The sequence below is a fragment of the Reinekea sp. G2M2-21 genome (genome assembly GCF_015687175.1).
In the GTDB taxonomy this organism is placed as follows: domain Bacteria; phylum Pseudomonadota; class Gammaproteobacteria; order Pseudomonadales; family Natronospirillaceae; genus Reinekea.
In genome coordinates this window covers 1,679,457-1,703,842 of sequence record NZ_JADPQG010000001.1, presented here as the reverse complement: position 1 = coordinate 1,703,842, position 24,386 = coordinate 1,679,457, and the positions used below count along the sequence as shown (strand labels likewise).

At 48.1% G+C, this 24,386-nt stretch carries 19 protein-coding genes; 18 read left to right on the top strand and 1 reads right to left on the bottom strand.

From position 1 onward, the window contains the following. Positions 1 to 40: 40 nt before the first annotated feature. The 16 genes from leuC to IYN85_RS26340 all read left to right on the top strand — a co-directional run bounded on the left by leuC (position 41) and on the right by IYN85_RS26340 (position 19,758). Positions 41 to 1,453 (top strand): 3-isopropylmalate dehydratase large subunit, encoded by a 1,413-nt coding sequence (gene leuC, locus IYN85_RS07770; RefSeq protein ID WP_196158234.1) that lies wholly within the window; start codon positions 41 to 43, stop codon positions 1,451 to 1,453. Between the two features lie 11 nt (positions 1,454 to 1,464). Next, positions 1,465 to 2,112 (top strand): 3-isopropylmalate dehydratase small subunit, encoded by a 648-nt coding sequence (leuD, locus tag IYN85_RS07765; protein WP_196158233.1) that lies wholly within the window; start codon positions 1,465 to 1,467, stop codon positions 2,110 to 2,112. An 11-nt stretch (positions 2,113 to 2,123) separates the two neighbouring features. Next, the gene (gene leuB / locus IYN85_RS07760) at positions 2,124 to 3,206 is read left to right on the top strand and encodes a 3-isopropylmalate dehydrogenase (RefSeq protein ID WP_196158232.1); all 1,083 of its coding nucleotides are present in this window, start codon (positions 2,124 to 2,126) and stop codon (positions 3,204 to 3,206) included. A gap of 13 nt (positions 3,207 to 3,219) precedes the next feature. Then, positions 3,220 to 4,338 carry an aspartate-semialdehyde dehydrogenase gene (asd, locus tag IYN85_RS07755; protein ID WP_196158231.1) on the top strand — a complete coding sequence of 373 codons (1,119 nt, stop codon included), beginning with the start codon at positions 3,220 to 3,222 and terminating at the stop codon, positions 4,336 to 4,338. A 378-nt stretch (positions 4,339 to 4,716) separates the two neighbouring features. After that, a complete protein-coding gene (locus IYN85_RS07750; protein WP_196158230.1) occupies positions 4,717 to 7,575 on the top strand; it encodes a FimV family protein in 2,859 nt (952 codons plus the stop codon). A 63-nt stretch (positions 7,576 to 7,638) separates the two neighbouring features. Next, positions 7,639 to 8,499, top strand: coding sequence for a tRNA pseudouridine(38-40) synthase TruA (truA, locus tag IYN85_RS07745; protein WP_196158229.1), 861 nt, complete (start codon positions 7,639 to 7,641; stop codon positions 8,497 to 8,499). A 1-nt stretch (position 8,500) separates the two neighbouring features. After that, positions 8,501 to 9,157 carry a phosphoribosylanthranilate isomerase gene (locus IYN85_RS07740; RefSeq protein ID WP_370592167.1) on the top strand — a complete coding sequence of 219 codons (657 nt, stop codon included), beginning with the start codon at positions 8,501 to 8,503 and terminating at the stop codon, positions 9,155 to 9,157. Positions 9,158 to 9,241: 84 nt separating this feature from the next. After that, positions 9,242 to 10,105 (top strand): acetyl-CoA carboxylase, carboxyltransferase subunit beta, encoded by an 864-nt coding sequence (gene accD, locus IYN85_RS07735; RefSeq protein WP_196158228.1) that lies wholly within the window; start codon positions 9,242 to 9,244, stop codon positions 10,103 to 10,105. Beyond that, positions 10,089 to 11,321, top strand: a complete 1,233-nt coding sequence (locus tag IYN85_RS07730; RefSeq protein ID WP_196158227.1) for a folylpolyglutamate synthase/dihydrofolate synthase family protein — start codon at positions 10,089 to 10,091, stop codon at positions 11,319 to 11,321. The genes accD and IYN85_RS07730 overlap by 17 nt, the downstream gene beginning before the upstream one ends. After that, a complete protein-coding gene (locus IYN85_RS07725; protein WP_196158226.1) occupies positions 11,311 to 11,835 on the top strand; it encodes an SPOR domain-containing protein in 525 nt (174 codons plus the stop codon). The genes IYN85_RS07730 and IYN85_RS07725 overlap by 11 nt, the downstream gene beginning before the upstream one ends. Before the next feature lie 160 nt (positions 11,836 to 11,995). Further along, entirely contained in the window at positions 11,996 to 12,487 is a 492-nt protein-coding gene (locus IYN85_RS07720) for a CvpA family protein (protein ID WP_196158225.1), read from the top strand. Positions 12,488 to 12,490: 3 nt separating this feature from the next. Beyond that, on the top strand, positions 12,491 to 14,008 hold the full coding sequence (gene purF / locus IYN85_RS07715) for an amidophosphoribosyltransferase (RefSeq protein ID WP_196158224.1): 1,518 nt from the start codon (positions 12,491 to 12,493) through the stop codon (positions 14,006 to 14,008). 163 nt (positions 14,009 to 14,171) lie between these two features. Continuing rightward, entirely contained in the window at positions 14,172 to 15,095 is a 924-nt protein-coding gene (locus IYN85_RS07710) for a MoxR family ATPase (protein WP_196158223.1), read from the top strand. Positions 15,096 to 15,101: 6 nt separating this feature from the next. Further along, a complete protein-coding gene (locus IYN85_RS26135; RefSeq protein ID WP_196158222.1) occupies positions 15,102 to 16,070 on the top strand; it encodes a DUF58 domain-containing protein in 969 nt (322 codons plus the stop codon). After that, entirely contained in the window at positions 16,063 to 18,048 is a 1,986-nt protein-coding gene (locus IYN85_RS07700; protein ID WP_196158221.1) for a DUF3488 and transglutaminase-like domain-containing protein, read from the top strand. The genes IYN85_RS26135 and IYN85_RS07700 overlap by 8 nt, the downstream gene beginning before the upstream one ends. A 96-nt stretch (positions 18,049 to 18,144) precedes the next feature. Continuing rightward, complete coding sequence (locus IYN85_RS26340; RefSeq protein WP_196158220.1) at positions 18,145 to 19,758, top strand: diguanylate cyclase; 1,614 nt, start codon at positions 18,145 to 18,147, stop codon at positions 19,756 to 19,758. A 34-nt stretch (positions 19,759 to 19,792) separates the two neighbouring features. Here the strand turns inward: IYN85_RS26340 and IYN85_RS07690 are convergent, their stop codons facing one another. Then, on the bottom strand, positions 19,793 to 20,710 hold the full coding sequence (locus IYN85_RS07690) for a DegV family protein (protein WP_196158219.1): 918 nt from the start codon (positions 20,708 to 20,710) through the stop codon (positions 19,793 to 19,795). A 195-nt stretch (positions 20,711 to 20,905) separates the two neighbouring features. On the opposite strand from IYN85_RS07690, the gene IYN85_RS07685 reads away from it, so the two are divergent. Beyond that, complete coding sequence (locus IYN85_RS07685) at positions 20,906 to 22,345, top strand: glycoside hydrolase family 13 protein (RefSeq protein WP_196158218.1); 1,440 nt, start codon at positions 20,906 to 20,908, stop codon at positions 22,343 to 22,345. Positions 22,346 to 22,614: 269 nt separating this feature from the next. Further along, positions 22,615 to 24,072, top strand: a complete 1,458-nt coding sequence (locus tag IYN85_RS07680; RefSeq protein WP_196158217.1) for a glyceraldehyde-3-phosphate dehydrogenase — start codon at positions 22,615 to 22,617, stop codon at positions 24,070 to 24,072. Positions 24,073 to 24,386: the final 314 nt, after the last annotated feature.

Genomic DNA, 24,386 nt, shown 5'->3' with positions numbered 1-24,386 from the left:
CAATAGCCAGCATGTAAAAAACAACCTGAGGTGTGCGCAGATGGCACAAACGTTATATGACAAGTTGTGGGATGCACACGTCGTTTCACAACGAGAAGATGGGACGGCGTTAATCTATATTGATCGGCAGTTACTGCATGAAGTGACATCGCCTCAAGCCTTTGAAGGGTTGCGGTTGGCAGGTCGGAAGCCATGGCGTTTGGATACCAATATCGCCACGCCAGACCACAATGTCCCGACTACAAAAACTGAGCGTGACAGTGGGATTGATGGGATCAGCGATCAGATTTCAAAAATTCAGGTGAAGACCTTGGATGAGAACTGTCAGGACTTTGGTGTTCGTGAGTTTGACATGAACGACGTTAATCAGGGTATTGTGCATGTCATGGGGCCTGAGCAAGGGGCAACCCTGCCGGGCATGACCATTGTTTGTGGCGATTCTCACACATCAACTCATGGCGCGATGGGAGCCTTAGCGTTTGGTATTGGGACTTCAGAGGTCGAACATGTGTTGGCTACACAGTGCCTGATTCAGCGCAAGATGAAGAACATGCGTATTAGGGTTGACGGTGACGTTAATCCAAGTGTGACTGCAAAAGACATCGTGCTTTACATCATTGGTAAAATTGGCACGGCTGGTGGTACCGGCTATGCGATTGAGTTCGCGGGTTCGGCGATTGCGGCGCTCAGCATGGAAGGGCGCATGACCGTCTGTAACATGGCCATTGAGGCGGGCGCGCGAGCGGGCATGGTGGCTGTCGACCAAACAACCATTGATTATTTTAAAGGCCGACCTTTTGCACCCAAAGGTGAGCAATGGGAGGCGGCGAGTGCTTATTGGGCATCTTTGGTGAGTGATGCCGATGCGGTGTTTGACAAAGAGATCGAGTTAAACGCTGCAGATATTGAACCGCAGGTGACCTGGGGGACTTCTCCTGAGATGGTTCTGGGTGTGAATGCGTGTGTTCCCGACCCGGAAGACGCCACGGATCCGGTGCAAAAGGCCGGTATTCAGCGTGCTCTGCAGTACATGGGGTTGTCAGCGGGTCAGAACATTAAGGATATTCAGCTGGATCGGGTGTTTATCGGTTCCTGCACGAATTCTCGAATTGAAGATTTGCGGGCCGCTGCGGAAGTTGCCAAAGGTAAAACGGTGGCCAAAACCCTGAAGCAGGCGTTGGTGGTACCCGGCAGCGGGCTGGTGAAGAAGCAGGCAGAAGCAGAAGGGTTGGATAAAATTTTTATTGAGGCGGGATTCGAGTGGCGCGAGCCGGGTTGTTCTATGTGTTTGGCGATGAACGCCGACAAGTTGGGGCAAGGCGAGCATTGTGCGTCAACGTCAAATCGTAATTTTGAAGGTCGTCAAGGTTTTGGAGGGCGGACCCATTTGGTTAGTCCTGCAATGGCAGCGGCGGCTGCGATAGCGGGTCATTTCGTCGATATCGGTCAATAAGGAGGCCTCTCATGAAAGCTTTAACTGTAGTGAAAGGTGTCGTGGCACCAATGGATCGATCGAATGTCGACACCGATATGATCATTCCGAAGCAGTTTTTGAAATCAATTAAGCGATCTGGTTTCGGGCCAAATCTGTTCGATGAATTGCGCTACCTGGATGAAGGTCAGCCGGGTATGGACAATTCAACGCGACCACTTAACCCGGACTTTGCGCTCAATCAACCTCGTTATCAGGGTGCCAGTATATTGTTGTCGCGGGCGAATTTCGGTTGTGGTTCCAGTCGCGAACATGCGCCGTGGGCGCTCGAAGATTTCGGTTTTCGCGTCGTGATTGCCAGTAGTTTTGCGGATATTTTTTACAATAACTGCTTTAAAAACGGTGTACTGCCGATTGTGGTTGAAGAAACGCAGATTGACCGTTGGTTTCAGCAAATGGCAGCTCTGGAAGGGTTTTCATTAACCGTTGACCTGCCTAACCAGAAGATCATTGAAGATGGCGGACAGGAAGTTGATTTTGACGTAGACGAGTTCCGTAAGCATTGCTTGGTGAATGGGTTGGATGACATCGGTTTAACTCTGCAGGATGCTGACAAAATTAAAGAGTATGAATTGCAACGGGCCCAGATACACCCTTGGGTGTTCGGTCAGATTAAATAAGGAGTCGTGGGATGTCGCGTAATGTTTTAATTTTGCCGGGTGACGGCATAGGACCTGAAATTGTTGGTCAAGCTGAGCGGGTCTTGGACCAGGTAAACGCTGATTTTGGGCTGGGCATTGAAAAAAATCATGCGTTGGTCGGTGGCTCTGCGATCGACCAATATGGCGTGCCTTTGCCGGAGGATACTTTGGCGCTTGCGAAGAGTTGTGATGCTTTGCTGTTGGGTGCGGTCGGTGGACCAAAGTGGGATGCTTTGGATATGGCCATTCGGCCGGAAAAAGGTTTACTCGGTTTGCGTTCAAACTTAAATTTGTTTGGTAATTTACGTCCTGCGATATTGTACCCGCAATTGGCCGAAGCCAGTTCACTAAAGCCTGAATTGGTTGCAGGTCTTGATTTGCTGATTGTCCGTGAGTTGACCGGTGGTATCTATTTCGGACAGCCCCGTGGTATTCGCACCAAGGACTCTGGTGAACGAGAAGGGTTCAATACCTACGTGTATTCGGAATCTGAGGTTCGCCGGATTGGTCGACAGGCATTTGAAGCAGCGCAAAAACGTGGCGGTAAGTTGTGTTCTGTTGATAAGGCGAATGTTCTTGAAGCCACTGTGTTGTGGCGCGAAGTTATGAATGAACTGGCAGCTGAGTATCCGGATGTCGAACTTAGTCATATGTATGTCGATAATGCTGCGATGCAGCTGGTGCGCGCGCCGAAGCAGTTTGACGTCATAGTCACCGGTAATATGTTTGGCGATATTCTATCGGATTGCGCGGCAATGTTGACCGGTTCTATCGGCATGTTGCCATCTGCGTCATTAGATGAGAATGGCAAAGGTATGTATGAGCCAATCCATGGTTCTGCACCGGATATCGCTGGTCAAGGTGTTGCTAATCCATTGGCAACCATTTTATCCGTCGCCATGATGTTGCGCTATTCACTGGCGGCCGAAGAGGCTGCCCAGGCGATTGAAAAAGCAGTGGGCGATGTGCTCGATCAGGGGATGCGAACCGCTGACATCTATTCCGAAGGCAATCGTAAAGTTTCCACTGCACAAATGGGTGATGCTGTTTTGGCGGCATTGACCAATCAATAGGAGGTAAGAATTTATGACTTTGAAAGTAGGTCTCGTCGGTTGGCGGGGAATGGTTGGTTCGGTGCTGATGCAACGAATGCAAGAAGAACGTGATTTTGACGGGATTGAACCAGTATTCTTCACAACGAGTCAACACGGATTGCCCGCACCCGATGTAGGTCAGGGGCCATCTACATTGCAAGATGCTCGCAATTTGGAGGCTCTGTCTGCTTGCGATGTTATTCTGACCTGTCAGGGGGGGGATTACACAGCGGAGGTCTATGAACCTTTGCGTAAGCAGGGGTGGGCCGGTTATTGGATTGACGCAGCATCTTCACTGCGCATGGCAGATGACGCCGTTATCGTACTGGATCCCGTTAACCGCAAGATGATTGATGAGGCGGTTGATGGCGGTGTTAAAACCTTTGTAGGTGGTAACTGTACCGTGAGTTTGATGCTGTTGGGCTTGCATGGGTTATTCAAGGAAAACCTAATTGAATGGGTTTCGCCTATGACCTATCAGGCGGCTTCCGGTGCTGGTGCGCAGAATATGCGTGAGCTTATTAGCCAGATGGGTGCTGTTCATAACCAAGTGCTGTCAAAACTGGAGGATCCTGCCAGCGCTATTTTGGATATTGATAAAGCGGTCGCAGATTATATTCGGTCCAGCGACTACCCTTGTGATCAATTTGGGGTGCCATTGGCAGGTAGTCTCATTCCTTGGATCGACAAGCCCATGCCGGGCGGTCAAAGTAAGGAAGAATGGAAGGCGCAGGTTGAGGCTAATAAAATATTAGGGTCGCAAGCGCACCCAACACCGATAGACGGATTGTGTGTTAGGGTTGGTGCGATGCGTTGTCACTCGCAGGCGTTGACCATCAAGTTAAAGCAAGATGTTGCGCTGGATACCGTTGAACAGTTAATTGCGAACGCAAATGATTGGGTTTCTTTTGTGCCGAATAACAAAGAAGCAACGGTTCAGCAATTAACACCGGCAGCCGTTACCGGGACCATGAATATTCCGGTTGGGCGAGTTCGCAAACTTACAATGGGTGGCGATTATCTGGGTGCCTTTACCGTGGGTGATCAGCTGTTGTGGGGCGCTGCAGAGCCTCTGCGGAGAATGTTGGCTATTTTGAAAGGCGATTTGTAAGCAATTTCTTGATTTTTTTTAACTTGAAAAAGCAAGTGATTTTTCGTCGGTTACAAGAAAAATTTCTTTGAAATTCATGAACTTGTCTTCATGGGCGACCCTTTGGGGTCGCCTTTTGTTATGTAAGACATCAATTTTTCGTCACAAAAACGAGAACTTGAACAAGCCTTTAGTTGCTAAAAGTCCTTTTATAAATAATACTTAGCCGCAGTTTTGAATGTTCTTTCTACATTTGTTAACAACGAAATCGGACATTAAAACTTCAAATGTGAACCAGTTCTCAAATGAAGTTTTAATGGTCATTACAAGAGAGATTCCTCTTCAATAAACTTTAGACCCCGGCGGTTTTGGTCAGGTTGGAGAAAGGGAAAAAGGATTATGGTAAAAAAACAGGCGTTTGCAGTACTCGTGGCAATGATGTCATTCATCGGTTCAGCTTTTGGTTTGGGCCTGGGTGATATTTCGGTCAAGTCGAATCTAAATGACCCATTGGTGGCTGAAATCAAGTTGCTTCAGTTACAAGGTCTTACCGCCGGCGAAATTTTGCCGACGTTGGCCAGTAACGACGATTTTCGTCGTGCGGGTATTGAACGAAGCTTTTTCCTTTCAAACATTCAGTTTCGGGTCAAAGAAAATGATTCGGGTGATGTGGTGGTTACCTTAACCACTAAGCAGGCCGTTCGAGAGCCATTTCTGAATTTCTTAGTGGAGCTCAATTGGCCCGGCGGTCGTTTGTTAAAAGAATACACTGTATTGTTAGATCCGCCTGTCTTTGACACGGGATTGGCCGTTGATGCGTTGGTGGTTGAGTCGACTAATGCGGGTGAATCAACCATCGCAGCGACTGACTTGACAACCAGTACGGTCATTGAATCCAACCAAACAACGACTACCACTGCTGTTGCCAACCCGGTTACCCCACGTGAAGATAATTTCGGATCGAACCAGTATCGCGTGCAGCGCAATGATACTCTGTGGGAAATTGCCCTGAAAGTGCCAGATCGAGAGGGCTATTCTCCGCAGCAAGTGATGTTGGCGATTCAGGATCTGAACCCACAGGCTTTCCTGAATGGAAATATCAATCGCGTGAAAGCTGGTAGCGTTTTGACCTTGCCGGATGGAAGGCAGATTGCCGCGCGAACACTGGATGAAGCAATTGCCGAGGTACAGGCACAGAATAAAGGTGCGGCTGCGAAACTACGGTCACCGGTAACAGGTAGTACCGAGGTGCAATTGTCCGCCACAGAATCCACATCTTCGGCGCTGCCTACAGGCGAAGGCGATAAAAATCCCGATGGTTACCTTGAGTTAACGGCGGAGTCAGAGTCCACAACCACGACGGCTTCAGGTGAGGCATCGGCAACAGTTGATCAATTGCAAAACCAATTGGCTGTAGCTGAAGAGTTGAATGATCAATTTGAACGTGAGCGTGATGAGTTGCAATCCCGTGTGCAGGAACTGCAAGAGCAGATCTCAATTATGGAACGTCTGTTGGATGTTCAAAATTCAGATCTTGCCCAAGTTCAGGAAGCGTTGACTGCGACTAACGAAGCTACTGATGCCGCAGCAGACCAGCAAGGCGCAGCGACTGCAACGACACCTGCAGACGCTACTGCCCCCGCGGCGGATGCTCAAACGCAAGATAACACCGTAACGCCTGTACAGCCTACGGTTACAACTCCACCACCCGTTACAACGCCAGCGCCAGTTCAAACTGCTCCGGTTGGCTTTATGGGTTTCGTGAATGATTTAACACGCAAAGCCTCTGATTGGTTGATGGGTAGTACCATAAATATGGCCATCACTGGTGCCGCGCTACTGCTGTTGATCTTGCTGCCATTGTACATTCGCAGTAAACGTCAGGGTAGCGATCAGACATTGGGCGAAATGAATATGGAGCCTAACGTTGAGTTTGACGAGACCTCAGAATTTTCTGCCGATCTGGATGATGATCTGCTTGCAGAAGTTGAAGACGAGTTTGATGAAGAAATAAGCGATGAGCCAGAAACACTGGATGCTGTTGTTGAAGCAGAAATGTACATGGCTTATCAGAAATACGATCAGGCCGAAGAAAAACTGAAGGAAGCTTTCGCGGATCATCCGAATCGAACCGATGTCGCGCTCAAGTTGTTGGAAGTATACGCCGAAACGGGTAATAGCAATGCGTTTGATGCTCTTGAAGGTCGGTTGTCACTGAGTGGTGCTGAACAGACTCAAGTTGCGGAATTGCGCACTAAATTACCAATTGGTGCTGCCAGTGCTGATGAGTCAGATCTCGACTTCATGAATGATGATCTGTCGTTGGGTTCAGATGACAATTCAATGGTGGCTGGTTCAGATGATCTGGACTTGGGCGCTGACTTGGATTTCGACCTTGATGTAAATGACGCAGAATCTACAACTGAAAGTGAAAGTCTCGACTTTGATCTAGATCTGGAAGACGATTCAGCGGATGTTGGAGCTACGCTACCGGCATCCGACGACGCTATGAATCTTGATCTGAGCACCTCTGTAGATGCGGTAGAGCCAGATAAAGCGGAAGAAGTAGAATCGGATCTTGATTTCAGCCTGGATTTAGGTGATTTGGATGAATCAACTTCTGACGACTCGGCAGGTGATCTTGATTTTAGTCTGGACGACTTGGAAACAGACGGTCTTGATTTGGGCACTCCCGAAGAGACATTAGAAAGCAATGATGGCGACCTGGACTTCTCACTCGATCTGGGAGAAGAGGATGACTCGGATAGTCTGTCTGTTGATGTAGCAGAGGAGCCTGCCTCTGACAATTCATCTGTTGAAATGGATATTGACTTCGGTTTAGCCAGTGACGATGAGCTTGATACCGATCTTGATTTAGATTTGGGTTCGCTCGATGAGTTATCGTTAGATTCAAACGATGATGTTGCTGCAGAAGTTGCCGAAGATGATGGGCTAGAGTTGAGTCTAGAAGATGAGTCAGATAGCCTGGATATTGATATGGTTACGCCTGATGGGATGGAGCTTGATAATGATCCATTGCAGCAGTTGGCAAATTCTCTCGACAGTGAAGCAGAATTAGAAGAGGATGAGTTCGACTTTTTGTCCGGAAATGACGAAGCGAGCACTAAACTCGATTTAGCGCGGGCTTATATTGAAATGGATGACAAAGAAGGTGCGCGGGACATTCTGGAAGAAGTTGCTTCAGAGGGTAATGACGACCAGAAAGCGCAAGCAAAAGAATTGATGGCGCAGCTTTAATCGAGCCTGCCACTTATTGAATAAGCCGCTTTAGAGCGGCTTTTTTGTTTTAAAAGATGAAGCATGCAAGAAAATTTTCCTTTTGAACGAGAAACTGATCGCTACCGAGTTGTCATGGGACTGGAATACAAAGGTACCCATTTTCACGGCTGGCAGGTTCAAAAAAGCGGTATGAAAACAATACAGGCTGCTGTTGAAAAAGCAGTGAGCAAAGTTGCCAATGAGTCAATATCGACCATTGTTGCGGGTAGAACCGATGCCGGCGTCCATGCCACTAATCAGGTGATTCACTTCGATACGCAAAGTGAGCGTACAGAATATGGCTGGAAAATGGGCATTAACGGGCAATTACCTGACGATATCAGTGTTAAGTGGGTGCAGTTTGTAGACACTCATTTTCATGCCCGGTTTTCAGCAAAAGAGCGCGCTTATCGGTTTGTTATTCATAACAGTTGGGTGAAATCGGCCCTTTTGCATGAGGTGACAACGTGGGAGCAATATTCTCTGGATGAGAAGTCCATGCAACAGGCCGCCAATCTGCTGGTGGGTACGCATGATTTCAGTTCTTTTCGGGCGGCGGAATGTCAGGCGCACTCTCCAGTGAAGACGTTGCGTGAATTGACGGTTGAACGATTTGGTGAGTTTGTCATTATACAAGCACGTGCAGATGGCTTTCTGCACCATATGGTACGTAACCTGGTTGGTGTTTTACTTCCTATTGGTCGTGGACGGATGCCGGTAGCTTGGGCGGAAGAGGTGCTGACACATCGTAATCGCAGTAAAGGTGGAGTCACAGCCAAGGGTGCGGGGTTATATTTTATTAAAGCCTCATATGATGTGCCCAACTTCCCGGAAACCAGTCCGGGACCGACATTTATTCAGCCCATACTGGATATGACACACCACAGATTTGATCAGGTTTGATATGACTATGTATCACCGAACAAGAATTAAAATGTGCGGTATGACCCGCCCGGAAGATATGCAATATGCCTGCGCTGCAGGCGCTGATGCCGTCGGTATGGTTTTTTATCCACCGAGTCCGAGAGCGGTTTCTTTGGACATTGCGGAGCAACTGGCGCAACAAGTGAGCTTGCTTGTGGATAAGGTGTTGCTGTTTGTGAATGCCGATCCCGGTTATATTCGTGAAGCCGTTCAAGCGACCCGAGCTGACGTTATTCAATTTCACGGTGACGAAACTGAATCTTTTTGTGAGCAATTTGGTCAGCGTTACATCAAAGCATTGCGCGTAAAGGATGCAGCACAGCTGCAAAGCCAACTGACGATGCACCCCAACGCGGATGCGATCATGCTGGATGCCTTTGTTGAAGGGGTTCCGGGCGGTACTGGTCAGTCTTTTGACTGGGCATTGATTCCCGAGGAGATCAAATCTCGATTATTTCTGGCAGGGGGGCTTAACACCGCCAACGTTAAAGACGCGGTTTGTCGGATCAAACCCTATGCTGTCGATGTCAGTGGTGGGATTGAAATGTCCAAAGGTGTGAAGGATGCTGCCAAAATGCGCTCTTTTGCTGAGCAGGTGCGGCAGGCTGATCTATCCTTCAATGAAATTTCGTCATAAGTGTGTCCGTCGTTCACTTATAAAACATTGCCTGTTAATCAGTAATAATAGGTGAATATTCATCAAATATAGTATGGGGACATTATGAGCAGTTGGTTGGAGAAAATCGTACCTTCGATTATTCGATCCGATTCAGATGGCCGGTCGAACGTGCCTGAAGGGTTGTGGAAAAAATGCCCTAAATGTGCGGCAGTGCTTTACCGCCCAGAACTGGAAAAAAACCTCGATGTCTGTCCAAAGTGTGATCATCACATGCGTGTCGGCGCGAGACGTCGACTGGATTTATTTTTGGACGGTGAAGGCCGTCAGGAGCTTGCGGTTCAGGTCAAGCCAGAAGACCGCCTGAAATTTAAAGACGGTAAACGTTACAAAGATCGCTTAAGTGCTGCGCAAAAACAAACGGGTGAAAACGACGCTTTGGTTGCCATGCAAGGCACCGTAGAAGGGCAACCAGTGGTCGTCGCTGCATTCGACTTTAACTTCATGGGCGGTTCCATGGGCTCTGTTGTCGGCGAAAAGTTCGTACAAGCAGCAAATGTAGCGTTGGAAAAACGTATTCCTTTTGTTTGTTTTGCGACCTCTGGTGGTGCTCGGATGCAAGAAGCCTTGTTCTCGCTGATGCAAATGGCGAAAACCAGCGCGGTTCTGGAAAGGTTGCGTCAAAATGGTGTTCCGTATATTTCCGTGATGATTGATCCCTGCTTTGGAGGCGTATCGGCTTCTCTGGCGTTGTTGGGTGACATTAACGTGGCCGAACCACATGCTTTGATTGGTTTTGCAGGCCCCAGGGTAATTGAGCAAACCGTTCGCGAGAAATTACCCGAAGGTTTTCAGCGCAGTGAGTTCTTGCTGGAGAAGGGAGCTATCGATATGATCGTGCGGCGTCACGATCTGCGCACTAAACTCTCTGGCTTAATGAAAAAACTTGTGAATGCACCCGTCAATTAATAATTCTCTAAATGAATGGCTCGGCTATATTGAGTCCATTCATCCCATTGAAATCGAGCTCGGTCTAGAGCGATTAAAGACCGTAGCTCATCGATTATCCTTACTGAATCCGGATGCTTTCGTATTTACCGTCGCCGGTACGAATGGCAAGGGCACGACGACGGCGGTATTGGCTAAATTAGCAGAAAAAGCCGGTAAATCAGTAGGTTGGTACACCTCGCCTCATCTATTTAAATTTAATGAACGCATTCGCGTTAATGGTAGTCCGGTTGCCGATCAAGAGCTCGTAGCGGCATTTGATGAGGTAAATAAAGCCAGGCGAGACGTGTCACTTTCTTATTTTGAGTTCACAACTCTCGCGGCATTGTATCTTTTCGCCATGAAAAACCTTGACGTTTGGGTTCTGGAGGTCGGACTTGGTGGTCGCCTGGATGCCGTTAATATTATCGATCCTGATGTCGCAGTAGTCACCAATATTGGCTTGGATCACCAAGGTTTTCTCGGTGATACGGTCGAGCAGATAGCGCGAGAAAAGGCAGGTATCGCCCGACATGCGCGACCGGTTGTTATCGGTAGTCAGGAAGTGCCTGAAAGTCTGTATGAAACCCTTTCAATGATTGGTGCCATTCCTTATCGCTTTGGGGGGCAGTTTTCGACGGAAAGCGGTGTCTTGAGTTGGAATGATGGTCATTGTCGTAACTTAAATCCATCTGTTCCCGATGCGAATGCGGTCACTGCAATACAGGCCTGGCTCATTTCTGGTTTTCATCTGTCGGATGAGAATATTGAGATTGCGATTGCTGACGTAAAAATGCCTGGTCGACTGCAACATGTGCGCCATAATAATCGTGACATTATTGTCGATGTTGGTCATAACCCCCATGCAGGCGAGTATATCGCGCGGAAACTGGCGCCAAAGCAGTATCATTTATTGTTGGGTATGTTATCTGATAAAGACGCAAAGGGTTTTGTCGACGCGTTAAAGCCTATTACAAAAAGTGTGAATTTGTTGGACCTCAATGTCCCCCGTGGCTTGTCTGCCGCAGATTTTGAGCAAAAACTGTCCGCTACAGACGAACTCCAGTTGTTCGGCAATATCGAGCAGAGCATGGACTTTCTAGATCAACATTACCCTTCGGAACCCTTGTTTATTGGTGGGTCTTTCTATACCGTTTGCGTCGCTTTAGCTTTCCTGGAGAGTTGTGTTGGAACGTAAATTACAGCAGCGTTTGGTCGGTATTTTGGTATTGGCCTCTTTTGTGTTGCTGATCGCTCCCGTTTTGCTGGATGCTGAGGGTCGGATTCCGGAACGCATTACGAATATTCCTCCTCAGCCGAAACGACCTGATTTATCTCACATCAAGGTGGTGGAATCGTCCGAGCCGCAATTGAGTCCTCTGCCAGATCCCGACGAGGTAGAGTTCGTCATTACCCCTCAGGTGACGACCAACGAAACAACGGTGGCTGTTAAATCTGGCAATAGCTCTGATTTGTGGAGTGTTCAGGTCGCCAGTTTCCGCGATGCCAAAAAGGCAACTCAGTTTAAAGAGGCTCTCAGAGGTGCTGAACTGCAGGTTTATGTTCGTGAAAAAATTCTGTCGGATGGCAGTCTGTTCACTCAAGTGTTTGTCGGTCCTTTGCAGAGTAAATCTGAAGCGGATGAAATGAAAGCAATGGTGAAGGACACATTCGGTGAGCAAGGGCTTGTCGTCCGCTACCGGGAAGAGTAAGGATACCGCTGACACCTTTAAAGGCTTTCGTGTTCGAGCCATTAGGCCGACCGGCTTCAATCCAATGTTCATTCTTGACCAAGCGGTTGAGAGTGGTGAAAGTCATTCACAAATCTGTCATTCCTGTTAGAATGCGCGCGATTTCTATTTCGGTTGCATCATGATTTTTATTGATTGGACCATATTGGTCATTCTTATCGTTTCTGCGCTTATCAGCATTCGTCGTGGCTTCACGAAAGAAGCTATGTCACTGGCCTCATGGATAGCTGCGCTATTGATCGCGCGCATATTCAGCGACAATCTGGCTTCCCTATTGTCAAATTGGCTGGCCAATGAGGCGCAACGCTATACCGCCGCCTTTGTCATTTTATTCTTGGTTACCCTGATCGTAGGCTCACTGATCAATCATTTACTCGGCGAATTTGTGCGGATGACCGGCCTTACCGGCACCGATAGAGCGTTGGGTGTCGTATTTGGATTACTGCGGGGCTTGATCATCGTCGTTGCTATTTTGGCGTTGGGTCAATTATTTGCTCTGGATCAGTTCTGGCAGGATTCTGTACTGGTGCCATACTTTGAGCCGGTTATTCGCTGGACAGGCGAGAATATTCATAAAGCGTCAGGTGCGATCTTGTCGGTTGGAGGAGAGTAACGAATGTGTGGTGTTGTTGGGATTAAAGGTCAGTCACCGGTAAATCAGTTGTTATACGATGCATTGACCGTGTTACAGCACCGCGGGCAAGATGCGGCCGGTATCGTTACCGAGCAAGACGGTAAGTTTTTCTTGCGCAAGAATAATGGTTTGGTCCGCGATGTTTTTCACACTCGTCACATGCAGTCCTTGGTTGGTCATACGGGTATTGGTCATGTGCGTTACCCGACTGCTGGGACCAGCAGTACAGCTGAAAGCCAGCCTTTTTATGTTAACTCACCTTACGGTATTGTGTTGGCTCATAATGGCAATTTGACTAACGCTGCCGAGTTGAATAAGGCGCTGTTTCAGTCGGATCTGCGACACGTTAATACCACGTCAGACTCCGAAGTCTTATTGAACGTGTTTGCCCATGAATTGCAACTTCAGGGCAAGTTGCGACCTATGGCAGAGGATGTGTTCGCTGCAGTACGAGGCGTACACAGGCGATGTCGAGGTGCGTACGGTGTTGTTGCAATGATCAGTGGCATTGGTCTGCTGGCGTTTCGGGACCCAAATGGCATCCGGCCTTTAGTCTACGGTAAACGCGTTAATGAGCAGGGCGGGACAGAGTACATGGTCGCCTCTGAAAGCGTCGCATTGGACGTGCTTGGCTTCGAATTGATTGATGATGTCGCCCCGGGTGAAGCTGTATTTATTGATGCTGACGGTCAGTTGCATGTGCAAGCGTGTGCCGATCAAGTCAAAAAAACGCCGTGTATGTTTGAGTTCGTTTATTTTGCGCGGCCCGATTCCATTATTGATGGAATTTCAGTTTATAAGGCCCGTTTGCGTATGGGTGACGCTTTGGCGGACAAGATTCTACGGGAAAAGCCCGATCATGACATTGATGTGGTTATTCCTATTCCTGATACCAGCCGCACGTCAGCCTTGCAGTTGGCTAACCGGTTAGGAGTTAATTTTCGGGAAGGGTTCATGAAGAACCGATACATTGGCCGAACCTTCATTATGCCTGGACAGACGCAACGAAAAAAATCCGTACGTCAAAAGCTGAATGCCATTGGTTTGGAATTCAAAGGGAAAAATGTCTTATTGGTTGATGATTCCATCGTTCGAGGAACGACCTGTAACGAAATTATCGAAATGGCTCGTGATGCTGGAGCGAGTAAGGTGTATTTTGCCAGTGCTGCACCTGAAGTGATTTTCCCCAATGTCTACGGCATCGATATGCCCGCGGCAAAAGAATTGATCGCACATGGACGGACAAATGAGGAGATCCGAGTGTCGATTGGCGCAGATTGGTTGGTGTATCAGGACCTTGATGACTTAAAACGGGCCACGCAAACCAAAAAGTCAGATGTTCACGATTTCGATTGCTCGGTGTTTGACGGATGTTATGTGACGGGTGATGTTGACCAGGCGTACTTAGAAGCGCTTGAAGCACTGCGTAACGATGACAGTAAGTCTAAGACTCAGATCAGTGACTCATCGATGGTCGACTTGCACAACGACGAACAATAGTAGTAACCTCCGAGGCCGCACCAGCGGCCTTTTTCTGTTCTGTACCAATTTTCTCTTCTGTCTTCCGCGTATTGATTAAACTTCCTGCAAAGACCGCGACCTTAGCTGACTGCTCTGCTATAAATAATGATTAATTATCGAAAAATATGGAATTGGAGAGTTCATGGCGCGCATCGCTCAAGTCACCGATCAGTTGGTCAAACAGGCCAGTCGGGTTGTTGCAGGTAAGTCTGAACAGATACGGTTGATATGGGTATCGTTGCTGTGTGGTGGGCATGTTCTGTTGGAAGATCTCCCAGGTGTAGGCAAAACGACGCTAGCGCAAAGTTTGGGCAATCTACTCGGTTTGAAGTATCAGCGTGTACAGTTTACGGCTGATTTACTGCCTTCGGATATTATTGGCGCACAGATATTTGACCGCGACAGACAAGAGTTCAAATTTCATCGCGGACCTGTGTTCACCCAACTGTTATTGGCCGATGAATTAAACCGCGCAACACCGAAAGCACAGTCTGCCTTGTTAGAAGCTATGGAGGAAAACCAAGTCTCTATAGACGGCCAAGCCGAGCCCTTACCTCAACCTTTCTTTGTCATTGCTACACAGAATCCACAAACACAATCGGGTACATATCCGCTGCCGGAATCTCAATTGGACCGCTTTTTCATGCGGTTAACACTGGGATACCCAGCTGAGCAGGTAGAAAAGGAGTTATTGATGGGGCGCGTTGGCCGTGTGAACCTGAATGCGCTTGAGCCCTTGTTCTCGGTCGATGAGTTTTTGGCGATGCGAGCGTTGGTTCGTGAAGTGCAGGTCAGTGACGCTATTTTGAACTATTTGATGCGCTTGGTGCAACGTACACGCGATAATGCCTTGTGCGCATTAGGGCTTTCCCCACGCGCATCTCAGTCACTGGCCATGGCGTCTCGGGCCTATGCCGCTACTTTTAGTCGGGACTACGTAACGCCAGATGATGTTCAAGCCGTTTTCCCCAGTGTTGCGGGTCACCGCCTTAAAGCACACCGTTCCCTGAGCACAGATTTATTGGTGTCGCAGATACTGGAATCTGTCGATGTGATCGGTGAGTAAACCGTCGTGATTCGCTGGTTACGTAAAAAGCTCAACATCAATATGTCGAACTGGATCGAAAAGCGTTTGCCGGTGCAGCCTTCTGTCACGCTGGATCAGTCGAAAATATTTATTGTTCCAACGCGTCAAGGGTTAATGCTCTTACTGATTTCATTGCTGGTAATCCTGTTGGCGATTAATTTTGAAAGTGCTTTGAACTACGCGCTTGCTTTCTGGATTGTCTCCATTTTATGGGTAGCGGTGCACCTGACTTTTCGGAATCTCAGCGGTTTATCTCTAATAGGTATCTCAGGAAATCTTGTTAGGGTAGGCGACACCGCTGAGGTTACGATTAAACTGACATCCCGTAAGCCCATTGATCGAGGGGTGGTAGAATTTATCCATGAAGAATGGGGCTCTGTTCAAGCCCATGTTTCCGGTTTGGAAACATGGGTACGGTTACCGTTAACAGCCTATAACCGTGGTCCGGTATCGCCACCCCGGTTTCGCCTGGAGTCACGCTTCCCCTTCGGTTTAGTGGTCGCTTGGTCGCAAGTTCACCTTGATGTGCGGGCATGGGCATATCCGATTTCGCAACAGTTTGAGCGTGTTGCTGTCGGTTCAGATGTCGATGACGATCAAGATTTGCTGGACGATCATTTTTTTCGTGAAGGCTCTGAGGATTTTCACTCCTTGAGAGCCTATGTCCCCGGTGACTCGATCAAGCGAATGCACTGGCCAGGATTTGCCAGAGACGTGTTGTTAGTAAAGGCCTTTTCCGACTATCAATCTTCCGATGAAATTATTGCATGGGATCAATTTCCTGGGGTATCAGATGAACAGAGATTAGCCGCGATAGCTTATTACAGCGAGGTGTTTCATCGTCGCCAATTGCCATTTGGAGTTGTGTTGCCTGGGTACGAAATAGAACCGGGGAAAGGGAGTGAGCATCTGAATAAAGTACGGCGAATTCTTGCGGAGTTTGGCTATGTCTGACCTTGTCTACATTCCGCCATATCAAAGGGTTATCCATCAAGCGGCCTTCAAGGCGCTATTGGTGGTTCAATTTCTCACCGTAATGCCGTTCATGCCCTATATGCCGAATTGGCTTTTAGTTGTGCTGTTTTTGGTGGTGATTTGGCGGTGGCGCGTATTACACGGTGAGTTGAAAAAACCACCGTTGATTGTTGTGTTGGCCGCGATGGCCGTTGGTATCATCGGAATTTTGCTTTCTGGTTTGAACCGCTACTCGCTGGATACAGCAGTCGCGCTTTGTTTATTGGGGTACTTGTTGAAGTCGCTGGAAGTACTGCGGCGCAGAGACGCTATTTTACAGATTTACTTAGGTTTATTTTTAACGGGTGTTTACCTTCTATATCGGTTTGATCCTGTGGCTGGCTTAGTCATGGTTGGGTTACTGTTGGTTAACTTTATTGCGCTTCAGGCCGTGACATCTGACGTGCAATTCAATTTCCGCTATGCCGCTAAACAATCTACGCTGCTCATTATCGGCGCAATCCCCGTCATGATTGCCGGTTACCTCTTTTTTCCGCGCCTGCCACCTTTATGGACCATCCCTAATGAACAACGAGGGGCTATGACCGGTATGTCGGATGAACTCAATCCTGGCTCCGTTGCGGAATTAGCACGGTCTAACGCACCTGCATTCAGGGTGAGTTTTTCTGGTAATCTGCCGCCCCGATCTCAGTGGTATTGGCGTGGAAACACCATGTCAGCGTTCGACGGGGAGACCTGGCGTTCCACCGTCAGTGAGAACAATCGATTCAGCTGGCCACGAAACGCGACATTGCCGACTCCGTTGAATACGGGGTATCAGTACACGGTAATCATGGAGAGTTCCGGGCGTCGCTGGTTGTATTTTCTCGATTGGCCAACGCAAGCCCAAGGCGATAACCTTCAAGTCATGCCGGACGGTCGGGCCGTGTCTGAACGACCGTTGAATTCCGTGTACCGATACCAGGCTAGCAGTGCCTTGGAAGTAGAGTGGTCGGATCAAGAAAGGTATTTACAAGAAAGTACCTTGCTGCCAAGGACTGGAAATGAGGGTCTGCGAGCCTGGGCGATTGATCGGCGTTCGCAAGTTAACTCAGATTCAGAATTCATTGAATCCATTCTTTCTTACATTCGTGAACAGGACTTTTACTATACCTTGCGGCCCCCTCTGTATCAGGGCGCTCAGGGCATGGAAAATTTCTGGTTGGGTGCACGTCGTGGTTTTTGTGAGCATTACGCCAGTGCGATGGCGATCATTTTGCGGTCTGTAGGCATACCCACGCGCTTGGTAGGGGGCTACCTGGGGGGCAATTATGTTGCTTCTGGTGATTACATCCAGGTTCGTCAAATGGAAGCTCATGCGTGGCTGGAGGCATGGATTAATGGCTCTTGGCGTCGAATAGACCCCACCGCGGCAGTAGCGCCAGGGAGAGTCGAGATTAACATCGATGACTTCTTCCTGGATACTCAACCGTCAGATTTATCGTTGATGACTCGCGTCGGAAAACTGGGTTTGATAAATCAGTTAACCATGTACTGGGATTCTCTGAATTATAAGTGGCAGGTTCTCGTACTGGATTACGACAACAGCACCGCGCTCAATTGGTTTGAGGCGGGTTTTGGTAAGGCCACCGCGCTTAAATTGGCCATCGCCTTTTTAAGTCTGATGGGCATTGTCGCGCTGATGGTCGCGTATTTTTTAGGCATGATTCAGTTTCCCGCTCGTACCAAGGAGCCTTATCGTAGTTTAGCTAAAATCGAACGCTGGTTTGGAGCACGTGAGCCAGGTGAGACCATTAATAATTACTTGGATCGTCTGGCGCATCAGTATCCTGAGTGGAGCGGATTTGATTCGATAAAAACGCTGATTGAAAGGTCTATCTATAAGCCCGGAGAACGTTTGGATAAAAAGGCGCTGAGCCTTCTGATAGCGGATTTGCGTCAACAAAAGATGTATTAACGCTGCAGAAATCAGGATATGCCACTACTATATAAGGAGATAGGATTTCAGACTCAACGCAGTCTGAAGAACGACAGTCATTGAATAGAGTTATTTGTGACGAATTCAAAACAAGATCAATTAGAACAATTAAAACAACATTTTGGCAGACGTGTTCATGAGCAGGCTCGTAGCATTGTTAATGGCTGGAGCACGTTGCAGGATGTGCATTGGAATGAAGTCTGGTTTGATGAATTCAGTCAGTCTGCCGCGAAGTTACATAAATTGGCCGATCGCTACAAATTCACCACTCTAGCTGCCGCGTCTCAACAGCTGTCTGAATTACTGGTGCAAGAAGATGGCCATAAAGCGCCAAAGTCGGATGTCCTGGAAAAGCTGAATCGTTGTATCAGTGATATTGCAGACGCTTGTTCTCGGGTCAATGATGATCTGCCGGTTAAACAGATGTCTGCGGGGCGGAAACCGGTTTATCTGTGCTTTAAAGATCCCAGCATGGCGTCATCCTTAGCAGAGCAGATGTCACACTTCGGCATACCCACGCAATGCTACGATGATTCAGGAGAGTTTGAAAAGTCCATTCTGTATCGTCTGCCATCGGCAATCATTGTCGACAAAGATTTTGCTGACGACGGCATTGCTTTGGTTACTAAGTTGCAGGGTGAATTAAGGGCACCCATTCCTGCAGTATTTTATTCCGCCAATCCACCTACCATTGAAGAACGTCTGGCGGTTGTTCGCGCGAACGGGATCGCCTTTTTTGATGGTCAGCTTGATTTCGGCATGTTAATTGAACAGTTAATGAGCATCTATTCTTTGCGCAATGAACCCCCTTATCGGGTACTGGTGGTCGATGACTCAAGGTCGCAATCAACTTATGCGGAAAAAACGCTGAATTTTGCTGGAATTTTTACCCGAGCCGTGAACCAGCCATTGGACGTCATTGATGTCATGGATAGTTTTCACCCGGATGCCATTTTAATGGATATGTATATGCCTGGCTGTATGGGACCAGAGTTGGCACAGGTTATTCGCCAGCAGGCTAAGTATGATGCCATCCCGATTCTTTATTTATCCGCGGAGTCAGATATAGAGAAACAACTCGACGCGGTGTCACGTGGCGGAGATGACTTTCTGACCAAACCGGTACCCAAAGATGTACTGATTGCCACCGTAATAAACCGGTGTCGGCGACATCGTGGATTGCGTGAGCAAATGATACGCGACAGTTTGACCGGACTGGTCGATCACAATAATACATTGGAAGCATTGAAGAATGATTTAAAGCGAATGGCTTCGGAAAACAAGCCTGTGAGTTTCGCCATGATCGACATTGATCGGTTCAAACTGGTAAACGATACCTATGGACACGGCATGGGAGATCGGGTAATTCACGCCTTGGCGTTGTATCTGCGACAGCGTTTCCGTATGACCGATACTATTGGTCGCTACGGTGGCGAAGAGTTTGCGGTAATTTTACCGGATACCGATGAAGCCACCGCTTATAACCTCTTGAACGAAGTTCGAGACAGCTTTGCTAAGTTGGTGCATCGCCACAAAGATACCGATATAACTGTGACATTCAGCTGTGGTGTGGCGAGCAGTCAGCCGGACGAAGAGTTCTCCGAATTGGCCCAACGTGCAGACTCAGCTTTATATGCCGCAAAACGAAATGGTCGCAATCAGGTCTGTATGGCCAGCGATGCCGAATAGACGTCGCTGTGTAGAACATTGAGATAGCTGGTTGTTAATCTTGCCAAGGGTATGGCTCAGTTGCGAAAGCAACTGACAGCGTACCTGGGCCCAGATTGATGCCCCCAGATAGTGACATGGGAGTAACAATCAGTTGGTAGCGTCTGGCTTTGGCTGCCTTCTTTAACTCGGCAAATCCACTGATGTTGTCCAGTTCTGTTGGGTTGCCTGCGTAACTGACTGCAATAAAAGGGGACAACAATCCTTCGTTTACTTTGACCACCGTATGGTCAAATAGGGTCTGAGCTGCTTTCGCAAAGCCCCTTACTTTAGTGACCGGGAAAGTCTGGTCATCCAAGGCCAGTACAATAGGGCAGATTCCGACTGTTCGTCCGACAATAGCGCCTAGCCAACTGATGCTGTTGTCGCCTTTCTTTCGAGCCCTTTCGCGCAGATAATATACGTCTTGCGGTACTTGATATGCGTGCACTTTTGAACTCAGCAGGTCAATGGTTCGGCGCAGTTTTGTGCCGTTCACCCCTTTGTTGATCAAAGCAATGGTGTGTGCAGCGAGAACGCCTTGGCCCGTAAAGATCGTGCGGCTATCCTGTACCCGGATGTTAAGGTTTTTATTGGTATTTTTCTTAGTGATGATTGAAACCGCTTCTACCGCGTTTTCATAGGTGGGGCTGCGAACACGGTTGACTGTTTGAATGACAATCTCTTCTTCACCGCTTTCAATGACGGATTCAATAATTTTAATAATGTCGGTGGTCGAAGTTGGCGCTGTTTCGCCGTCATGGCCTTTATCCATCGCGCCGCTGGAATACAGTCGAATCGTTTGTTCCGTATTTCGAAAGTCCTGCATGGATTGTTGATCGTAAATGATCGTGGCAGGGAGCAATCGAATATTCGACTTTTCAATCAAAGCCTTTGGTAAGTCACAGGCTGAATCAACGATTAATGTTGTCATCCTTTACGATACTCCAGTCATTCGTTTGTGTTGGATTATTATTACGTCATTTTGCACAGTATTCGCGAGAATTTGAATAGCGTGAACGAATAAAACTTCCCTTATATTCCACCCCCTTTGCTATCGACAATAAGTTAACAGGCGTCTTGGTGTGTGGCAGGCTAACGGGACAGATAAGACTTTGAGAGGGGCAGCATGGCGATAGTAACACCCGATTGGGTGAAGAGCGCGGTTTTCTATCAGATTTTCCCAGATCGTTTTGCACGTGGGTCCGTCAATCATGGGCCAAGAGGAATTCACTTCAAACCCTGGGGAACGCCGGCGTCTGAACAGGGTTATCAGGGGGGGGATCTATATGGCATTGCGGAAAAATTAGACTATCTCAAGGACTTGGGGGTCAACGCCATTTATCTGAATCCCATTTTTTCGTCAGCCGCAAATCACCGTTATCATACGTTCGACTATTTTCAGGTGGATCCGCTTCTTGGCGGCAACGCAGCATTGCGCAAACTGCTGGACGATGCACATGAGCGGGGCATGAGAATTGTCCTGGATGGCGTGTTTAATCATGCGTCACGCGGATTCTGGCCTTTTCACCATATTCTTGAGAACGGTCCGACATCCCCTTACTTGGATTGGTTTCATATAGAAGACTTCCCTTTAAACCCTTATCCGTCAGGTAAAGATGAGCAATTAAACTACAAAGCCTGGTGGGATCTGCCAGCATTGCCCAAGTTCAATACAGATAATCCAGGCGTTCGTGACTATTTATTTTCGGTGGCTGAATACTGGATCGATTTCGGAATAGATGGTTGGCGTCTGGATGTTCCGGGTGATATCGATGACGACAGTTTTTGGCAGGAATTTCGAACTCGAGTGAAAGCTAAGAATCCTGAAGCTTATATTTGTGGTGAAATCTGGGACAAGGCAGATCGCTGGCTGCAAGGTGACCAATTCGATGCTGCCATGAATTACCCAATGGGAACCGCAGCATTGAGTTTCTTTGGTGCGGACTCATTGAAGACGAACTATCGGCAGAATCACCTTGATCTGACGCCCGCGTCAGCTCGGGAATTTTGCCGACGGGTCGATGCGGTTTACAGCTGGTACGACTGGGCAATAAACAGGGTGCAGTTAAATCTATTGGATAGTCATGATATGCCAAGAGCAAAGTGGCTTGTGAGTGACAATACGACGGCTGTGCGCCAGAGTTTGGCATTTTTACTGTCCGTTCCAGGCGCGCCTTGTATCTATTACGGAACCGAGGTGGGAATGACGGGAGGTAACGATCCACATTGTCGCGAAGCGTTCCCTTGGCAGGAGACGGAGTCCTGGGATTTGTCTATCGCGTCTTGCATACGCAAACATGCCCGCATTCGTCAACAATACCCCGCTTTGACACAGGGAGATTTTTCGATGACCGCTGTTGGTGACGATGTTGTATTGCTCAAGCGTTTCTGCGATCACGAGCAAGTGGTTGTTGCCTTTAATCGGAGCTTCAAAGAACAGCGAATTCGTTTGGAGAGTACCGGTAGGCCGCTGTTTCATCTGCAAGGTGCTGAAGGCAATGAAAAAAAAGCAGTGCAAAGTGAAATTAATTTACCGGCAGGCGCGGTGGAAGTTTTCGTAAGTTAATTTCGAGATGTACGGTTATTTAGCCAAATCTGTCCTTTTTTATTGAGATGGGCCGATAAATTGTTGTAATAAAAACACAGTCAGAGGGTTTATCTGTTCATACGCTCACGAGTTGACCATAAATTGCTGACAAAACCTCTGGTTGCTGTTTCTGTTCTTCACTAGGATCACGCCGCGACGCTGGCTCAAGACCCTATCAACTTGTCATAAAACCAAACTAAACCGGGCCAGTTTGACTGACAATTCATAATAAACAAGGCTCCGAACACATGAATGCGACTCAAGTTAATCAGACGTTGTCACAGTGGCAGCAGAAAGAAGAAATGGCCGAAACCATGATTCCTTTGATCGGTCAGTTGTACCGAAAGAATGATGTGATAACGTCGATTTATGGTCGCCAGATTATTAATCAATCCTCCATCGGATTGCTTAAATCGCACCGTTTTGTGAAGCAGGTGGAAGGGCATGAGTTGTCCGTTCAAGATACGTTGTCTGTGTTGCAAGAGTTGACGAAGTTGAACCTAGCCGCCGGTCATATCGATATCGGTAAGCTCGCCCTGAAATATAAGGGTCAACAGGCAGGAACACCGCTGTCGCATTTTTTGAAAGATGAATTGGCGGAATTGGTTGATGGATATGACGTGAACCGTCAATATGAAACAGCCCCGCGTGATGTCGTTCTCTACGGGTTCGGTCGTATCGGACGTTTACTCGCGCGTATTCTGATTGAGAAAACAACCGGCTCGGGTTTGCGCTTGCGCGCCATTGTAGTCCGCCCGGGCAAAGCTGCCGATGATCTGACCAAGAGAGCGAGCCTGTTGCGTCGGGATTCGGTGCATGGCAGTTTTGAAGGCACTATTCAGGTCGATAAAGAAAATCAGTGCATTATTGCAAATGGTACGTCGATTAAGGTTATTTACGCCAGCTCACCGAAAGAAATCGATTACGAATCTTACGGGATTCACGATGCATTAATTGTTGATAACACCGGAATTTGGCGGGATGAAGCCGGATTGGCCCAGCATCTTGAAGCAAAGGGAGCTGGCAAAGTGTTGTTAACGGCGCCCGGCAAAGGCGACTTAAAAAATATTGTTTATGGGGTGAATCATGAAGATGTGCTGGCAACGGATACCATTGTGTCTGCGGCATCCTGTACAACGAATGCAATTACGCCTGTATTGAAGGTCATAGACGCACACTTTGGCATTGTGAATGGTCACGTTGAAACAATTCACTCTTACACCAATGACCAGAATCTCATCGATAACTACCACAGTGGTGAGCGACGCGGGCGATCTGCGCCGTTGAATATGGTGATCACAGAAACCGGAGCAGCCAACGCAGTTGCGAAAGCCCTGCCAACGCTGAAAGGCAAGCTGACCGGTAATGCCATTCGGGTTCCCACACCGAACGTGTCCATGGCCATTCTCAATTTAAACTTGTCGACCGACACGACAACTGAAGCCCTGAATGATTTTCTGCGCGAACAATCGCTGTATTCAGAACTGTCCAAGCAAATTGACTTCACCAACTCGCCGGAGGCGGTGTCCAGTGATTTTGTGGGCAATCGGAAAACCGCTATCGTGGACAGTGGTGCAACTATTGTTCGTGACAATCGTGCCGTTCTGTATCTCTGGTATGATAATGAAGCTGGATATAGCGCGCAGGTTGTGCGGTTAATGCACACCATGGCAGGCGTGCACTATCAAATTTACCCTAAAGCTTAAGCCAGTTGGCATTTGCCTAATTCCCAGGCTGGGGATTATTGCGTGTATCGTACCGTCAAGGGCCATGCCGGTCCTACGATTATGGCTCGTTACTTAATAATCCCAGCCGCCACAAACGATTGATCACTCTCGTCAGTTCCGTTTTCATCAGGTCGTTCACGACTGCCACTCCTGGTCGACTCACTTGTTCGAGCACCTCTGCTTGACCAATCTGTGAGACGTAAATTTCTCGCGTGGTCGTTTGAAAGGCAGAAAGCCAATGCGTGCGGCAAAAGTGGGCTTGCAATCGATTAGAAGCGAAGCTCCAATGGATT

Excerpts from the sequence above, each read along its gene's own strand:
- truA (WP_196158229.1), top strand. The coding sequence starts at position 7,639 with ATGCAAGAAAATTTTCCTTTTGAACGAGAAACTGATCGCTACCGAGTT.
- purF (WP_196158224.1), top strand. The coding sequence starts at position 12,491 with ATGTGTGGTGTTGTTGGGATTAAAGGTCAGTCACCGGTAAATCAGTTG.
- leuC (WP_196158234.1), top strand. The coding sequence starts at position 41 with ATGGCACAAACGTTATATGACAAGTTGTGGGATGCACACGTCGTTTCA.
- IYN85_RS07685 (WP_196158218.1), top strand. The coding sequence starts at position 20,906 with ATGGCGATAGTAACACCCGATTGGGTGAAGAGCGCGGTTTTCTATCAG.
- asd (WP_196158231.1), top strand. The coding sequence starts at position 3,220 with ATGACTTTGAAAGTAGGTCTCGTCGGTTGGCGGGGAATGGTTGGTTCG.
- IYN85_RS07690 (WP_196158219.1), bottom strand. The coding sequence starts at position 20,710 with ATGACAACATTAATCGTTGATTCAGCCTGTGACTTACCAAAGGCTTTG.
- IYN85_RS07700 (WP_196158221.1), top strand. The coding sequence starts at position 16,063 with ATGTCTGACCTTGTCTACATTCCGCCATATCAAAGGGTTATCCATCAA.
- accD (WP_196158228.1), top strand. The coding sequence starts at position 9,242 with ATGAGCAGTTGGTTGGAGAAAATCGTACCTTCGATTATTCGATCCGAT.
- IYN85_RS07680 (WP_196158217.1), top strand. The coding sequence starts at position 22,615 with ATGAATGCGACTCAAGTTAATCAGACGTTGTCACAGTGGCAGCAGAAA.
- IYN85_RS07720 (WP_196158225.1), top strand. The coding sequence starts at position 11,996 with ATGATTTTTATTGATTGGACCATATTGGTCATTCTTATCGTTTCTGCG.
- leuB (WP_196158232.1), top strand. The coding sequence starts at position 2,124 with ATGTCGCGTAATGTTTTAATTTTGCCGGGTGACGGCATAGGACCTGAA.
- IYN85_RS07730 (WP_196158227.1), top strand. The coding sequence starts at position 10,089 with ATGCACCCGTCAATTAATAATTCTCTAAATGAATGGCTCGGCTATATT.
- IYN85_RS07740 (WP_370592167.1), top strand. The coding sequence starts at position 8,501 with ATGACTATGTATCACCGAACAAGAATTAAAATGTGCGGTATGACCCGC.
- leuD (WP_196158233.1), top strand. The coding sequence starts at position 1,465 with ATGAAAGCTTTAACTGTAGTGAAAGGTGTCGTGGCACCAATGGATCGA.
- IYN85_RS07710 (WP_196158223.1), top strand. The coding sequence starts at position 14,172 with ATGGCGCGCATCGCTCAAGTCACCGATCAGTTGGTCAAACAGGCCAGT.
- IYN85_RS07750 (WP_196158230.1), top strand. The coding sequence starts at position 4,717 with ATGGTAAAAAAACAGGCGTTTGCAGTACTCGTGGCAATGATGTCATTC.